Below are 16203 nucleotides of genomic sequence, written 5' to 3'. Positions count from 1 at the left end.
GCGTGTCGATAATGCGGCGCACATGCTGATGCCTTTTCCTTCCCGCCGATGCCTGCTGGGGCAGGGCTGCGCGCTCGCCGCAACCGCGCTGGCCGGCTGCGGCACGCCCGCGCCCACCGCGCGCGGCGAAGTGCAGGCCGCTGCCGTGGCGCCCACCGAGCTGGCGCAGTCCGACGTGAACCGCATGGCCACGCTGGGCATGCGCGCCAACCTGGACAGCCTCTATCTGCTGATGGACAAGCTCTACCGCCGCAACCCGGCCGAATGGCGCAAGGGCCAGGCTCCCGGCCAGTTGCCGGGCCGCATCCTGGCGGGCCAGCGCGTGCGCACCGCCATCGAGCAGCGCGAGGCCTGGCCGCCGCTGCAGGGCCGCCAGGACATTGCCGCGCTGGCCCTGGCGCTCAGCCCTGAATTCACCGGCGACCGCGTGGCAGCGGTCATCTACGCCACGGCCGACATGATCGTCACCGCGCATGGCGGCAAGACCGAGTTCTTCCTGATCGACAGCCTGGACGCGCAGCACCTCTACAACGCCGCGCGCAACGTGGAAAGCGCCGTGTGGCTGATCGCGCAGCGGCGCGACGCGGCGGGCAGGCCTTTGCTGCTGGCCGACGAAATCACCGCCGATGCACGCAACCTGAGCTTCGAGCGCGAGTTCGGCAAGGTCATCGCCCGGCTGGACCTGCTGGCCGGCGTGGTGGCCGAGAAGTACCGGCGCGCGGCCATCAGCTACGTGCAGGGGCTGATGGGCGGCACCTTTCTGCAGTTCCTGCCGGTGCGCTGAAAAACCGCGCGGGGTGCGGCGGCGCTTAAAATTCGCCGCCCCCGAGGAGCGTTGCAGCGCCCGCCCAATTCCCGATCAAGGACATGGCGGCGTCAGGCTCGGGCTGGCAGTGGCCTTGCACCCAACGACGCTCACCTGTTTCATCCCCGAACCGATTGCACAGGTGAGCCTGATGTCCGCTGTTTCCGTCCCTCCCATGAAGCTGTCCGGCCTGGAGCCCGTCTCCATTGGCGAGGGCACGCTGTTCGTCAACATCGGCGAGCGCACCAACGTCACCGGCTCCAAGGCCTTCGCCCGCATGATCCTGAACGGGCAGTACGAAGAAGCCCTGGCCGTCGCCCGCCAGCAGGTGGAGAACGGCGCCCAGGTCATCGACATCAACATGGACGAGGCCATGCTCGACAGCAAGGCGGCCATGGTGCGCTTTCTGCAGCTCATTGCCTCCGAGCCCGACATCGCGCGCGTACCCATCATGGTCGACAGCTCCAAGTGGGAGGTGATCGAGGCCGGCCTGCGCTGCGTGCAGGGCAAGGGCATCGTCAACTCCATCTCCATGAAGGAGGGCATCGACAAGTTCAAGCACGAGGCACGCCTGGTGCGCCGCTATGGCGCCGCTGCCGTGGTCATGGCCTTCGACGAGAAGGGCCAGGCCGACACCTACGAGCGCAAGATCGAGATCTGCGAGCGCGCCTACCGTGTGCTGGTCGACGAGGTGGGCTTTCCGCCCGAGGACATCATCTTCGACCCCAACATCTTCGCGGTGGCCACCGGCATCGAGGAGCACAACAACTACGCGGTCGACTTCATCGAGGCCGTGCGCTGGATCAAGCAGAGCCTGCCCGGCGCCAAGGTCTCGGGCGGCGTCTCCAACGTGAGCTTCAGCTTTCGCGGCAACGACCCGGTGCGCGAGGCCATTCACACCGTGTTCCTGTACCACGCCATCAAGGCGGGCATGGACATGGGCATCGTCAACGCCGGTATGGTCGGCGTGTACGACGACCTGGAGCCCACGCTGCGCGAGCGCGTGGAGGACGTGGTGCTCAACCGCCGCCCCGATGCGGGCGAGCGCCTGGTCGAGGTGGCCGAGACCGCCAAGAGCGGTGCCAAGGACGAGAGCAAGCGCCTGGAATGGCGCGGCACGCCCGAGGCCCCCAAGACCGTGGGTGAGCGCCTGTCGCATGCGCTGGTGCATGGCATCACCGACTTCATCGTCGAAGACACCGAAGAGGCTTACCAGATCGTGCTGGCCAAGGGCGGGCGCCCGCTGCACGTGATCGAAGGCCCACTGATGGACGGCATGAACATCGTGGGCGACCTGTTCGGCGCCGGCAAGATGTTCTTGCCCCAGGTGGTGAAGAGCGCGCGCGTGATGAAGTCCGCCGTGGCCCACCTGATCCCCTACATCGAGGAAGAAAAGCGCCAGGACGAGCTGGCCGGGCGCGACGTGCGCAGCAAGGGCAAGATCATCATCGCCACCGTCAAAGGCGATGTGCACGACATCGGCAAGAACATCGTCACCGTCGTCTTGCAATGCAACAACTTCGAGGTGGTGAACATGGGCGTGATGGTGCCCTGCCACGAAATTTTGGCGCGCGCCAAGGTCGAAGGGGCGGACATCGTGGGCCTGTCGGGCCTGATCACGCCGAGCCTGGAAGAAATGCAGTACGTGGCCGGTGAGATGCAAAAGGACGACCACTTCCGCATCAAGAAGATCCCGCTGCTCATCGGCGGCGCCACTACCAGCCGCGTTCACACGGCGGTGAAGATCGCGCCCCACTACGAAGGCCCTGTGGTCTACGTGCCCGACGCATCGCGCAGCGTGAGCGTGGCGCAGAGCCTGCTGGGCGACGGCGTGCAGAACTATGTCGACGAACTCAACGCCGACTACGACAAGGTGCGCACGCAGCACGCCAACAAGAAGCAGACCCCGCTGTGGTCGCTGGCCAAGATCCGCGCCAACAAGACCCCGGTGGACTGGGCTGCGTTCAAGCCCACCGTGCCGCGCGCGCTGGGCCGGCGCGTGTTCAAGAACTTCGACCTGGCCGAGCTGGCCCGCTACATCGACTGGGGCCCGTTCTTCCAGACCTGGGACCTGGCCGGGCCGTACCCCGCCATCCTGACCGACGAGGTCGTGGGCGTAGAGGCCATGCGCGTGTTCGCCGACGCGCAGGCCATGCTGAAAAAGATCATCGAAGGCCGCTGGCTCACCGCCAGCGGCGTGATGGGCCTGTACCCCGCCAACAGCGTGAACGACGACGACATCGAGTTCTACACCGACGAGACGCGCACCGAGGTCGCAATGACCTGGTACGGCATGCGCCAGCAAGCCGAAAAGCACACCATCGACGGCGTGACCCGGCCCAGCCGCTGCCTGGCCGACTTCGTCGCGCCCAAGGCCAGCGGCATCGCCGACTATGCCGGCATGTTCGCCGTGACGGCGGGCTTAGGGATCGAGAAGAAGGAAAAGGCGTTCATCGACGCGCTGGACGACTACTCCGCCATCCTATTCAAGAGCCTGGCCGACCGCTTGGCCGAAGCCTTTGCCGAAGCCTTGCACCACCGCGTGCGCACCGACCTGTGGGGCTACGCTGCCGGCGAAGCATTGAGCAACGACGACATGATTGCCGAAAAGTACGCGGGCATCCGTCCCGCGCCCGGCTACCCGGCCTGCCCCGACCACAGCGCCAAGAGCGAGCTGTTCAACGTGCTGCAGTGCGGCGAGGTCGGCATGACCCTGACGGAAAGCCTGGCCATGATGCCGGCCGCCAGCGTGAGCGGCTTCTACCTGGGCCACCCCGACAGCGTGTACTTCAACGTCGGCAAGATCGGCGAAGACCAGCTGCACGACATGGCCGCGCGGCGGGGCATGGACGAGGCCGTGCTGGCGCGGCTGCTGGCGCCGAATTTGTGATGCGTTTGCGGCGCCGACAGCCATGGGACGCGACCAGCGTGGGTCGCCATCCATGGCCTTGAGTCCGCGCCCAGTCTCAAGATCATCCAACCCATGAAAAGCGTTCTGGCCGTCTTGTTTTTCGTCGCCGTGGCAGCGGTCCTGTTGTCTTGGGACGCGCGTCCTGGAAACTCTGTTCCCAGCTGGATGTTCGCAGTCGCCGCCATCCCCATGGTGCTGGTCCGCTGGTTCCGCGTCAGCGACAGCGACGGCTCGGACGGCATGAAGGGCTTGGGACTTCTCTGTCTTTTTGTGGCCGGCATCGGACTGATGGTGGTGGGGGCCATCGGTTCGGGAATGCGCGGTACCTGGGGCGAAATCCTGTCCCCGGCGCTGCCGGTTGGAGCGGTGGGGTTCGTGATCAGCCTCATCGCCGGCTGGTGGCACTTCAAGGACTGAGGCGGGCTGCGGCAGGAACGCGGTGACCGCGTTCTGTCGAAGATCGTCCATCGACGCGGACACCCGCAGGCCGCGCCGGCCGCAGCCGCGTCAATCCGCCCACTCATCCTTTTCGGTCTGCTGATACTTGCGCAGCATCTTGCGGGGCAGGCGCCAGCCCAACAGCCCGCCCAAAGACGCCCACAGGATGAAATGGATGGTGAACGCCGTTGGGTGAGTGTTCCATTTCACGGGGTATCTCATCAGGGAGGCGATGGAGCCGCTGCTCACGCTGCCGATGAGCATGTGCAGGATGATTGCGGCACACCCGACCATGGCCAGCAAAGGCGCCCTGTCACGCAGGCCTTCGGTGATCCAGTGCAGTCCAGGCGCACGGGCGCCCCGCGCGGGGCGGTACCCCAGCAAGGCCAGCAGTGCCACCATGCAGGCGAGCCAGCCCAGCACCTTGAAGAGAGAAAGAGCAGCGAATGTGCTCGCGCCCGGAGTACCCCGGGTCCACTGCTGCCCCGACATCACCAGCACAACGGCTATCACGAACGACAAGGCGAAGACGATGGTGCGCATGGACATGTCCCTTCAAGCAACGCATTCACGATCTATTCCTGAGCCAGATCGCAGGCCTCGGGATGGTCGGCCATGCGCACCACCGCAAAGCCGCCTACACCTCGAAACTGCCGGGGGCAGTATCGGCGCAAAGTCATGAACATGCGTGTTTTTGCTGCCTACCGCTTGGTAGACTTCAATTCATTGCTATCAAAACAGTAGTTTTTGAGATCAACACCCGTGGCCCCACAATCGGCGGACCTGGCCCCGCCCCGTTTTTCGTACCCCTAGTAGAGAGAAAAGACCGCTGTGACCGACGCTACGCAACGCCCCGAACTGCCCGACCACCTGTCCGTCGATCCGCGCAGCAAGTTCCACATTCCCGCCGTGTTCGAGCACGACATCGGTATCCGCCTGAATGGCAAGGAACGCTCCGACGTCGAGGAATACTGCGTCAGCGAAGGCTGGGTGAAAGTGCCCGCTGGCAAGACGGTGGACCGCAAGGGCAGGCCGCTGATGATCACGCTCAAGGGCACGGTGGAAGCGTTCTACAAGTAAGCAGCGCCTGCCTGCAACGCCACGCGATGCCGTGGTGGCGCTGCAGGCTTTTCATCTTGATCGCTATCATTTTGATAGCTGCTAGCGCTTATCCATCAAGCGCTACAGGCCAAAAAGGCTTGAACTTTCGTATCGATGCCTGGCTGCCGCCTCACACCCGCTCGAACACCGCCGCAATGCCCTGCCCGCCGCCGATGCACATCGTCACCAGGGCGTAACGCCCACCTGTGCGGTGCAGCTCGGCAATCGCCTTGGTGGTGATGATGGCACCCGTGGCACCCACGGGGTGGCCCAGCGAGATGCCCGAGCCGTTCGGGTTGACCTTGGCAGGGTCCAGCCCCAGTTCCTGGATCACCGCGCAGGCCTGGGCGGCGAAGGCCTCGTTGGCTTCGATCACGTCCATGTCCTGAATCTTCAGGCCCGTGCGCTGCAGCACCGCGCGCGTGGCGGGTACCGGGCCGATTCCCATGTAGGCCGGGTCCACGCCGGCATGCGCGTAACCAACCAGGCGCGCCAGCGGCCGGGCGTTCAGCGCGGCGACGCGGTCGCCCGCCACCAGCACCACGGCCGCGGCGCCGTCGTTGATGCCCGAGGCGTTGCCCGCCGTCACGGTGCCGCCGTCTTTCTTGAACGCCGGCTTCATGCCGGCCAGCGCCTCGGCCGTGGTGGCGGCGCGCACGTGCTCGTCGGTGTCGAACAGCGTCACCGCGCCCTTGCGGCCGGGGATGTCGACCGGAACGATCTGTTCCTTGAAGTAGCCCGCCTCGATGGCGGCAGCCGCGCGGCGCTGGCTTTCGGCGGCCAGCTGGTCTTGCTGCTCGCGGCTGATGCGGTAGCGCTCGGCCACGTTTTCGGCGGTGATGCCCATGTGCATCTTCTGCCACGGGTCGTGCAGGATGCCCAGCATGTAGTCGATGCTCTTCGCGTCGCCCATGCGGGCGCCCCAGCGCGCGGCGGTGTCGAAGTAGGGGCCCCGGCTCATCGATTCGCTGCCGCCGCCGATGGCCACGTCGCAGTCGCCTAAAGCGATGGCCTGCGCCGCCGACACGATGGCCTGCAACCCCGATCCGCACAGGCGGTTGACGTTGAAGGCGGGCGTTTCCACCGGGCAGCCGGCGTCGATGGCGGCCACGCGCGCAAGGTACGCGTCTTTCGTGTCGGTGGGAATGACGTTGCCCATCACCACGTGGCCGATGGCGTCGGCCGGCAGGCCGCTGCGTTCGATGGCGGCGCGCACAGCGGTGGTGGCCAGTTGGGTGTTGGGAATGTCCTTGAGCGCGCCGCCGAAAGTGCCGATGGCGGTGCGGGCGATGCTGGCGATGAAGACGTCGCGGTGGGTCATGGCGAAGGGCTCCGAAGGGGGTGAGAAACAGAGGGCCTGCCGGCGGCCGGCGGGCTTTGAGGCGCAGCCTGTGATGGTAGGCCAGCGGGCGCCGCCCGCCTGGCGCCTGCGTGTCAGGGCCGCCCGCGCGGTGCGCTTCAGCGACCCTGGAATTGCGGCTTGGCCTTGGCGAAGAATGCCTCGATGCCGGCAGGCAGGTCGGCCGTGCGGGCGCAGGCCTGGAAGGCACGGGTCTCGGCCGCCAACTGCTCGGTCAGGTCGCGGTCGAAGCTCGTGCGCATCAGCCGGCGCATGTGGCCCAGCGCCACGGTCGGGCCGGCCGCCAGGCGCTCGGCCAGTTGCTGCACAGCGCCTTCCAGCTCGGCTGCAGGCAACACGCGGTTGACCAGGCCCAGACGCAGCGCGTCATCGGCGGTGAGCGTGTCGCCCAGCAGCGCGATCTCCAGCGCGTGGCGCAACCCGACCTGGCGCGGCAGCGTCCACGACGCGCCCACGTCGCAACTGGTGCCCAGGTTGATGTATGCCAGGTTCAGCCGCGTGCCTTCGGCCATCAGGATGAAATCGGCCAGGAGCATCAGGCTCATGCCCGCGCCTGCCGCCACGCCATGCACCTGGGCGATCACCGGCGTGTCGATGGAAGACAGCAGCGTGACGGCTTCGTTCAGCGGGCCCAGCAGGTCGGCTGCGCCCTGCGCCGGGTCCGCGCGCAACGTGCCCAGATCACCCCCCGCCATGAAGCCCTTGCCCGCGCCGCACAGCACCACGGCGCGCACGCTGGGGTCGGCGGCGATGCTGCGGGCGGCGTCGCGCAAGGCGCAGGCCATGGGCACGTCGACGGCGTTGAGTGCGTCGGGGCGGTTGAACCGCAGGGTGGCGATGGCGCCGGTGCGATCAAACTGCAAAGGGGCGATGCTGGTAGGTTGCATATGGCGTTTCTTTCTAAGCCGCTTTCGGCAACTCGAATTGTTCCAAGGCGAAGAAAAGCTGCTCCACATTCTGTACGTCAAAAAGACCGTCAGGCCCCTGGACGTGGATATCGGTAAACGGTGACTCGTACAACCGCGCTGCGGGCATGGCGCCGTGCTCCGTCAGGTGTTGCACGATTTCTTCCACGAACTGCAGTTGACTGGCGCTGGCAGTACCTGCCGCAATCAGATTGGCAAATGCGGCCATGGCTGCGTCTCTGTCCAGGCCTACCAAAGAGCGCACAAACACCGGCAGGCTGTTGTGCAGCACAACGGCGCGCTGGATGTCACCGTGCGTGCCACCTGCCTCGTGCAGCAGGCCTTCCAGCTCTTGCAGGTCCGCAGCGGTCAGGGGCTGGTTGCGGCGCAGCTTGTGCAGTGCCAGTCGGTCTTCATGGGCGCGCAGGAAGACCTTGGCCTTGGCGCGAAAACGCTCGAAATCTACCGCACTGGCGACCAGAGGCAAATTCACTTCAGTTGTCTCACCGATGGCATCTGCAAAGTTCGTGTAGACCACTTTGCGGCTGCTTTTCTCGATGAGCTTGATGAGGCTGCGCAGCTTGCGCCGCACCTGCTCCAGCAGGGGCAGCGTCACGTCCTGCCACCATTCGTCACCTGCCACGGCGTCGATCAGCAGCAGGTGTTCGCGCACGCTGGGCACATTGGCCAGCTCCAGCAGGCTGCTCGCCAGTTGTTGCACCTTGGTTTGCAGGCGGTCCAGACCGGGTTCGCTGCGCAGCAGGGTCAGCTGCGTGCTCAGCAGCAGCGCGTCAAAGCGCTTGGCGTCCTCGTCGTCATCCCGCACCGCTGTGGGCAGGCCTGACAGGTGCGTAGCCACGTCGGACAGTTGTTCCGGTGTAGGTCGCCTCCAGGCTTCAGGCTGTGCCCATGCCTCTACCCACCGGCGCTGCGGGCGGACCACAAAGTTGGCTAGTGACATGCCCGCCACCATGCTTTGCAGCAGCGCAGCGGTGTCACTGCGAATGGCAGCTTCGGTCAGCACAGGCGACTGAAGCGCTTCTTCGGCCACGCCGTAGGTTGTTTGGCGCTGGTCCAGCAGGCCAATCAGCTCCAGCCGGGCATTGAACAGCCGTTGCGACAGCGGCTGCGCCAGCGCGCCTTCGCTGCCTTCCAGTTCCTGGCTGAAAAACTCCAGGTTTTGGCAGAAGTCGAAGATGAAGAAATCCTTCTTGTCCTGCCCCGGCCCATACAGCTCTTTGCACAGCCGTGTGCCGCGCCCCACCATCTGCCAGAACTTGGCCTTGGAGCGCACGATCTTGAAGAACACCAGATTCACCACCTCGGGCACATCGATGCCAGTGTCCAGCATGTCCACCGAGATGGCGATGTGGGGCGCGCGGTCTTTCTGCGCAAAGTCGTCGATTACCGACTGCGCGTATTCGGTCTTGAAGGTGATGGTGCGCGCAAACTCGCCCCGATACTCCGGGTAGTTCGCATCAAAGCGTTGCTGGATGAACTCGGCGTGCTTCTGGTTCTTGGCGAAGATGATGGTCTTGCCTAGGCGGTCGCCCCCCGCCACCTTGTGGCCGCGCTCCCTCAACAGGGCCAGCATCTTGTCCACCGTGTCGGTGTTGAACAACCATTGGTTCACGGCCTCTGCACTCACCTCATCAGGTGCTTCACCGCTTTCTTCGTCCCACTCCAGTGCGTCCCACTGTTCTTTTTCGTCGTCGCTCAGGTCGTTGTAGCGAATACCTTCGCGCTGGAATTTCAACGGTACCGAGATGGCTCGTGGTGGGGCCAGGTAGCCCTCGGCAATCGCGTCATCCAGCCCATAGGCATCGGTGGGCACGCCGCTTTCCAGATCGAACAGGCTGTAGGTGTTGCGGTCGATCTCGTCCTTGGGCGTAGCCGTCAGGCCCACCAGCAGGGCGTCGAAGTAGCTGAAGATGGCGCGGTACTTTTGGTAGATGGAGCGATGCGCCTCGTCCACCACGATCAGGTCGAAGTGGCCTATGCCAAAGCGGCGTTGCTTACTCCCCGCGCCCTCGTTGATGAGTCCCATCATCGTGGGGTAAGTGGACACGTAGACCCGTCCCTCAGTGGCGCGGTCTGTCACCAGGTTCACCGGCGCAGCGTCGGGCAGGTGGGCCTTGAAGGCGTTGACCGCCTGGTTCACCAGCGCGACGCGGTCGGCCAGAAACAGCACGCGCTTGGCCCAGTTGGCGCGCATCAGCAAATCCACCAACGCAATCACCGTGCGGGTTTTGCCCGCACCGGTCGCCATCACCACCAGCGCCTTTCGGTGCTGGTCGCGCTCAAACGTTTCGGCAATGCGGCGGATGGCGCGCTGCTGGTAGTGGCGCTCCACAATGCCCGCCGCAATGGGCAGGCCGGCCAGCGGCTTGCGCATGGTGCGGCGCTGGGCCATCAGCTCCAGTTCATCGCGTGTGTGAAAGCCTTGTACTGGGCGCGGCGGGCTGGTGGTGTCGTCCCACATCCAGTGCTCGTAGCCATTGGTGCCGTAGATCACGGGGCGGTGGCCGGTGCGCTTTTCCAGACAATCGGCGTACAGGCGGGCCTGCTGTTCGCCCTCTTTGGCACTGCGGCGGGTGCGCTTGGCTTCCACGATGGCCAACGGTTGTTCGCCGCTCCAAAGCACATAGTCGACAAAGCCTTTGCCTTCGCCGTTCGGCATGCCCTGGACTTCAAACTCGCGGTCGCGTGACTGGTTCAGTGCCCAGCCGGCTTCTTTGAGCAGCAGGTCGATGAACAGGTCGCGCGTGGCGGCCTCGTTGTAGTCGTGGGCTTGTGCGGGCTGTGCGGCGTTGGCGGCCTTGGCCGCGGCTATCTCGGCGCGGTAGCGGGCCAGCTCTGCGTCCAGCTCGGCATTGCGGGTGGCCGCTTCACGCAGTGCGGCATCACGCTCGGCCAGGGCTTGGGCCTGCTTAGCCAGTGCCTCTTGTGCAGCGGCCTGCGCTGCCCGGCTGGCGGCCTGCTCATGGGCAGTGTCGATAGCGGCAGGCCGGGGCAGCAGATCGGCGCGGAACTGCAGCGCCACAGCGGGCCGGTCAGACACCCGGCGCGCGTAGTGCTGCGCCAGCCAGAAGGCCACATGGAACAGCTCGCGCAGCGCGGCCAGCGCGTCTTGCGGCGGCACCGGCCGGGCGTGGTGCACTGCCTGGTTGCCCAGGCGGCGAATCACATCCATCTTGGCGTGCACCGCAGGGCCTACCAGTTGCTGAAAACTGGGCTCGAATAAAAAGGCTGACAGATCGGCTTTGTAAGGCATGCGAAGGCTGCCACCCCGGCCGCCTTCCGCCTGGTACAGCCAGGCCACCGCCAGCTCCAGCGTGCGGCGGGCGTAGAAGCAGGCGGTGCGCGGGTCGGCGTGGGCGGCGGCCTCGGCGCGGCGGGCCTCCATCAGCAGATCGGGCCAGTCGGGTTGCAGGAAGGCGAAATTCGATAGGGCGCTGCTCACGGGGACTCCCTCTTTGTCATCCAGTCACTGGTATCCAACCCGTTGTTGTAATGGGTTTAAACCGCTATCTAAAGCCTTGCATGGGAAAAATTGCTTTAAATAGCTTATATAAGTCATTGTTTTTGAACAATATTTTTTGTTCTCTAAAGCACTGCTAAAGACTTTTATGCGTTATTGCATACCAGCGAGCCCAGCGACGCTCGCCTTTTAGCGCCAGTTTGTTTTCCGCCCGCAATTCCAGCAGAAGATCCCGCAACGCACTCGCAGAGTGTGTGGGTAGCACCTGCTGAAGTTCTGACACGGGGGCGCCTTGTTCGCCTTGCTTCATCAGATGCTTCAGCAGCAGGGCCTTGTTCGTGTCGCGGTCCAGGCCCCGTTGGCGGGTGTAGGTTCCTTTGGCTCCCAAGGATGCGTACAGCGCTTCTGAGAGGATGTAGCGGGTGCCTCGGCCTCTTCCCATGGACTCGACAGCGCCAGCGGCCATCAAACCGGGCAAGCGCTCTTTCAATGTGGGGCTGAGCGGTTTCCCCTGCTCCAGGCATTCCAACGCCAGGTAGTCCAGCGTCGAAAAACTGCGCAGCGTCTCTTCCCCCAGCCGCTCCATAAACCGCACAAACGCCGGGTTGCGCACACCGCCCTCCAACGTCAACCGCACCTCATGCGCAGCCGTGCCCGCAAAGCTGGGCAGGGGCTTGCCCTGGCGCACGGCGCTTTCCATCATCAGGTTCAGGCCTTGGCCGGATCGCTCGATCAGCCCGCAGCGCCCCAATGCCTCGGCCAAGCGGCGGTTGCGGGGGTATTGCTGGTCAATGATGTTCTCGGGCGTGATACCGGGCGGCAGGCCGCCGGGGCTCACCACCTCCAGCCGCTTGGCAAATTGGCGCACAAAGATGGAGCCGCCCAGGCGGTAGTCACGGTGGGCCACCGCGTTCAGTAAGGCCTCGCGCACGGGCACCTCGTCAAACGTGGGCAGGTCCATGCGAAAGAAATCGTCCTGGTAGCTCTGCCGGTCATTGCGCAGGTTGATCTTTTTCCACAGCGCGTCTTGCCAGGCGAAGAAGCCTGCGCGGTATTCCTCGCGGTCGGCCGCCGGGCCAGCGGCTTCGGACGAGCGGTATTCGAACACCAGTTCGGCCTGCGCCAGCCACCGCGTGAGGCCCGCGCGCGTGCCAAACAAGATGAGCGCCGCATAGCTCACCTGGTCGCCCTCCACCAGCAGTTCAGCATCGCGCAACGTTTGCAGGTCGCCTAACTCGCGCCTTCGCGGGTCACCGCTCCTTTTGGCCCAGCGTTCGCGGAACAGGGCGATGGATTCGGGCTCCAGGTCGACCAGCGTGGCACCGGGGCAAGGCTGGGCTGAAAAGTCGGGGCCTGTTTCGGCAAACATAGCTCTCAGTTCCTGACCGCCGAGGGCTGCCAGGTCGTCACCTGCGCGCTTGAAGTAACGGCCATCGATCTCCCATGCTGTGCCCGGCAGGCGTGGCGGAACGTGAATGATCACCACGCGCCCTTCGGGCAGCAACAGCTCTTCCACCGGAATGCGGTGCCCCAGCCGTGTGTGCAAGCCTGCCTCGGTGCGGCCCGGCTCCTCGAAAGCCTGGGTGCCCACAATGCGCCGGGGCCGCATGTCCGTCACACCCAACACCATGGAGCCACCGCCCTCATTGGCCAGGGCCACGCAGTACTTGAGCAGCTTTTCAAAGTCGTAGCGCTGCTTGGCCTCCTTGAACTCCAGGCGCTGGCCTTCGGGTTCAAGCAGCCATTGGTGGAGCTGGGCGACGGAAGTGGGCACTGGTGTGAGCCTGGACGGTGGTGCCTAAAGACCCCAGTGGCGCTGGCGGGCTTCGGGGGGCAACGTATCGATGATGTATTGCAGCGGGATCGCCTCGTTCTTGGGAGTGCGCTCGTAGGCGCTGTCGTGGGATGCCGTCTTGGTCTGCCCGAACTTCATGTCGCGGCAGTAGCGGATGCCCCATTCCAGGCTCTCCATGACTGCCCGGCTGAGCTTGCTGAAATCTGAGTCGCGCAGCGCGGTGAGCGTATCGCCTTTGCGGCGCAGTGCAGCGTGCACAGCGGCGTCATCAAAGTTGCTGAACATCAGCTTCCCAATGAGCACCTGCGTGGCGTCGTACGCTGCCTGTGGCACCGGGCCATGGCGTAGTGCGCTGTAGGTCTCGTTGTAAATCTGGCGCCCGTGGTGCTCCAGATGGTGCCTGTCCGCAAAGTAGATCGCCTTGAGGGAGTTGTAGAGATCGCCATCGGGCATGCGCTTGGCAATAAAGATTAATGCCTCCTGGCCGATGGACGCTTCCAGTTGCTGCAATTGCGCAAGGCTTTGGGCTGAAGCGCGTCTAGCAGCCGGAGTCAACTCACCACTGAAGGCTCGCTGCTGTAGCGAGGCAAACAGCGCATCCAGCGCGGCCAGGGCGCGGCGGTGGGTGGCTTTGAGGGCTTCGATGGAGGCGATGCGGGTGGCGAAGGTTTGTCGGAGGGGGAGGGGAGGCAACGGGATGCTCAGTCCGCGCAATATCGCGAGATTGATGTTCTTCTGTGCTGACTCAGGTGCGGATTCTTCGAGGGCCTTCTGTAGAAAAGAAAGCCACACTCGGACGTATTCGACCGTAGCAGGGTCATCTGCTTGAAAGCCGACCACGCTATCGGGGAAGCAGGCGTCAAAAGTCAAGATTCCAGTTTTCGCGATGTTGGCTGCAATCGTGATGCAAAGCGTGCCTGCTGGCCACATCTTGCTTTGCCGTAGTCCCAAGTCCGAATAGGTACTCGTGTAACTGCGTATGTAGCCATCGCAGTTAGCAACTTCTCCGGTCTGTATTAGTGGGTGTTTGCCACCGAGAAGCTCAGGCGCGTTGCGTGGGCGATGCTTCGAGATGCCGCGATCAAGTTTGCCAACTTCCCCAAACTTCGGCGTGGGCCATCCCTTCGGATTCGCCACCGGGTCCCCAAACATATCGAGAAAGAGGGACTGGGTGAGGCTGTCGAGCAGGGCCAGGGCAGTGCGACGTTGGGTTCGGAGGGTTTCGGCTTGGTCGAGGATGGCGGCGATGCGGCGTTGTTCTTCGACCAGTGGTAGCGGTATCGAAATGTCCTTGATCTGCTTTGCGGAGAGATGTTTGACGGTGACAAACGAAGTCGTGTCTTCAATTGCCTTCAACGCAGAAGGCAAAAAATGAAAAAGGTATTCGTCGGAGAGCTTTGGGCTGCTTGATTTAATCTTGCAAACCCGCTGATTTAAGAGCGCGGGCGCAGACTGCCAGCGCGCACGATTGAACTCTCCATCCATCCCAATCAGGATTTCGCCGCGTTGAATCAGGTATTTAGATTCGTAGTCGCCTCGATAGAAAGTGCTTGATCGGCCGCGAACTACATCGCGAATTCTGATGAGCGCAATGTCACCTTCATCGAAAAAATTGGCAGCGTCGAAAGCGAATCCAGAAAGGATGTCTACGAAGTCACCAAGGCGGGCGGTAGGAGCGCTCACTTCAACATCCCCTCCAACACCCCCATCCCCCGCGCAATCTCGTCTTCCAGCGCCCTCAACTCCGCCAAGACTTCCCCCGGCGTCCGGTGCTTCACCTGCTCATGCACCACTTCCTTGTACCGGTTGATGCTCAGGTCATAGCCGTTGGCCTCAATGTCGGCCTTGGGCACGCAAAAGCTCTGCGCGGTGCGGGGGCGGGTGAGTTCGGGGGAGCGGTGGGGTTGCGCCCCGGCTTCGACAGGCTCAGCCCGAACGGTTTGGAGAGAGCGCCAGCGCTCCAGCACGTCGGGCAGGTTGTTTTTGGCGTGCTCTGCTTCTGATAGCTGGTTGCGCTTGTCCACAAAGCGCTGGAGGCCTAAAAGGCTTGACTCCAGCAGCGGCTGGCGCTTGTCGTCCAGGCTCCAGCCGTCGGCCTTCATGTCGTAGAACCACACGTGGTCGGTGCCGCCGCTCATGGTTTTGGTGAAGAGCAGGATGGCGGTGCTGACGCCCGCATACGGCTTGAACACGCCGCCAGGCAGGCTGATGACGGCGTCGAGCTTTTGCTCTTCCACCAGCTTGCGGCGCAGCTCCTTATGGGCCTTGCTGCTGCCGAACAGCACGCCGTCGGGCACGATCACCGCGGCGCGGCCGCCGGTTTTGAGCAGTCGCAGGAAGAGAGCCAGAAAGAGCAGCTCGGTCTTTTTGGTTTTGACGATGCTTTGCAGGTCTTTGGCCGTGCTCTCGTGGTCCAGGCTGCCGGCAAATGGCGGGTTGGCCAGGATGAGGCTGTAGGCACCGGCGTCGCCTGCGGCGCCTTCCGAAAGCGAATCGCGGTACTCAATGGCGGGGTGTTCCACGCCGTGCAGCACCATGTTCATGCTGCCGATGCGCAGCATGGTGTTGTCAAAGTCATACCCGTGGAACATGCCGCTGTGGAAGTGCGCGTTTTGCGCGGGCACGCGCAGCATGTCGGGGTAAGTGCGGCGCAGGTATTCGCCTGCGGCCACTAAAAATCCGCATGTGCCCGATGCTGGGTCGCAGATGGTGTCTTGGGGCGTGGGGGCGGTGAGCGCCACCATCAAATCGATGATGTGGCGCGGGGTGCGGAACTGGCCGTTTTGCCCGGCAGAGGCGATTTTGCCGAGCATGTATTCGTACAGGTCGCCCTTGGTGTCGCGGTCGTCGAGCGGAATGGTGTCGAGCAGGTCCACCACCTTGGCCAGCAGGCCGGGCGTGGGGATGGTGAAGCGGGCGCCCTGCATGTGGCGGGCAAAGGCGGTTTCGGCTGCGGGGCCGCCGGACGTTTGCAGGCCGCGCAGGAAGGGGAAGACCTGGTTGCTGAGCACGTCAAACATGTCGGCGGGTGCCATGTTCTTGAAGCGGGACCAGCGCATGTCGTCGTGCGGGCGGCCTTGTGCATCAAGCCCGGCGGGAATGAGGCGCACGGGCTGGGTTTTGAGGCGCAGGGCCTTGTTGTCTTCGCGGGTTTGGTCGCTGTCGAGTGCGCGCAAAAAGAGCAGGTAGGTGATCTGCTCAATGACTTCGATAGGGTTGGCGATGCCGCCGGACCAGAACGCGTTCCAGACCTGATCGACCTTGTTTCTTAGTTCACCGGTAAGCATAGGAGGCGCGCGCAAGCAAAAGCAAAGCGGCGAGTCTGCCACGGCCACGGGAATTACGGATTTTTTAGCGCTTTAGGCCTCTAGCGCTCATCCATCAAACGCAAGCAGCTATCAAAAACA

11 protein-coding genes and 1 riboswitch are annotated in these 16203 nt (G+C 63.9%); of the genes, 4 read left to right on the top strand and 7 right to left on the bottom strand.

The window, feature by feature from the left end; all coding sequences use genetic code 11:
- Nucleotides 1-28 precede the first annotated feature (28 nt).
- The 3 genes from RQI28_RS10910 to RQI28_RS10900 all read left to right on the top strand — a co-directional run bounded on the left by RQI28_RS10910 (nucleotide 29) and on the right by RQI28_RS10900 (nucleotide 4133).
- Entirely contained in the window at nucleotides 29-784 is a 756-nt protein-coding gene (locus tag RQI28_RS10910; protein ID WP_311222159.1) for a hypothetical protein, read from the top strand.
- A 37-nt stretch (nucleotides 785-821) separates the two neighbouring features.
- A riboswitch (S-adenosyl-L-homocysteine riboswitch) is annotated at nucleotides 822-924 on the top strand.
- A 32-nt stretch (nucleotides 925-956) separates the two neighbouring features.
- The gene (gene metH, locus RQI28_RS10905) at nucleotides 957-3695 is read left to right on the top strand and encodes a methionine synthase (protein ID WP_311222158.1); all 2739 of its coding nucleotides are present in this window, start codon (nucleotides 957-959) and stop codon (nucleotides 3693-3695) included.
- Nucleotides 3696-3788: 93 nt separating this feature from the next.
- Entirely contained in the window at nucleotides 3789-4133 is a 345-nt protein-coding gene (locus RQI28_RS10900; protein ID WP_311222157.1) for a hypothetical protein, read from the top strand.
- A 90-nt stretch (nucleotides 4134-4223) separates the two neighbouring features.
- Here the strand turns inward: RQI28_RS10900 and RQI28_RS10895 are convergent, their stop codons facing one another.
- Entirely contained in the window at nucleotides 4224-4697 is a 474-nt protein-coding gene (locus tag RQI28_RS10895; RefSeq protein WP_311222156.1) for a hypothetical protein, read from the bottom strand.
- Between the two features lie 288 nt (nucleotides 4698-4985).
- On the opposite strand from RQI28_RS10895, the gene RQI28_RS10890 reads away from it, so the two are divergent.
- On the top strand, nucleotides 4986-5234 hold the full coding sequence (locus RQI28_RS10890) for a DUF3297 family protein (RefSeq protein ID WP_311222155.1): 249 nt from the start codon (nucleotides 4986-4988) through the stop codon (nucleotides 5232-5234).
- Nucleotides 5235-5385: 151 nt separating this feature from the next.
- Here RQI28_RS10890 and RQI28_RS10885 read toward each other — a convergent pair whose 3' ends face one another.
- The 6 genes from RQI28_RS10885 to RQI28_RS10860 all read right to left on the bottom strand — a co-directional run bounded on the left by RQI28_RS10885 (nucleotide 5386) and on the right by RQI28_RS10860 (nucleotide 16083).
- A complete protein-coding gene (locus RQI28_RS10885; RefSeq protein WP_311222154.1) occupies nucleotides 5386-6576 on the bottom strand; it encodes an acetyl-CoA C-acyltransferase family protein in 1191 nt (396 codons plus the stop codon).
- A gap of 137 nt (nucleotides 6577-6713) precedes the next feature.
- Nucleotides 6714-7502 (bottom strand): enoyl-CoA hydratase-related protein, encoded by a 789-nt coding sequence (locus tag RQI28_RS10880; RefSeq protein ID WP_311222153.1) that lies wholly within the window; start codon nucleotides 7500-7502, stop codon nucleotides 6714-6716.
- 13 nt (nucleotides 7503-7515) lie between these two features.
- Nucleotides 7516-10926: a DEAD/DEAH box helicase family protein gene (locus tag RQI28_RS10875; RefSeq protein WP_404976897.1), complete on the bottom strand. Its 3411-nt coding sequence runs from the start codon at nucleotides 10924-10926 to the stop codon at nucleotides 7516-7518.
- Between the two features lie 211 nt (nucleotides 10927-11137).
- Entirely contained in the window at nucleotides 11138-12775 is a 1638-nt protein-coding gene (locus RQI28_RS10870; RefSeq protein ID WP_311222151.1) for an ATP-binding protein, read from the bottom strand.
- Between the two features lie 24 nt (nucleotides 12776-12799).
- Nucleotides 12800-14479 (bottom strand): restriction endonuclease subunit S, encoded by a 1680-nt coding sequence (locus tag RQI28_RS10865; protein WP_311222150.1) that lies wholly within the window; start codon nucleotides 14477-14479, stop codon nucleotides 12800-12802.
- Complete coding sequence (locus RQI28_RS10860) at nucleotides 14476-16083, bottom strand: class I SAM-dependent DNA methyltransferase (RefSeq protein WP_311222149.1); 1608 nt, start codon at nucleotides 16081-16083, stop codon at nucleotides 14476-14478. The genes RQI28_RS10865 and RQI28_RS10860 overlap by 4 nt, the downstream gene beginning before the upstream one ends.
- Nucleotides 16084-16203 lie beyond the last annotated feature (120 nt).

This window comes from Acidovorax sp. WCS2018Noco2-16 (assembly GCF_031843945.1).
Taxonomy (GTDB): domain Bacteria; phylum Pseudomonadota; class Gammaproteobacteria; order Burkholderiales; family Burkholderiaceae_C; genus Paracidovorax.
The sequence above is the reverse complement of the archived record's forward strand: the minus strand, read 5'-3'. Positions and strand labels throughout refer to the sequence as shown.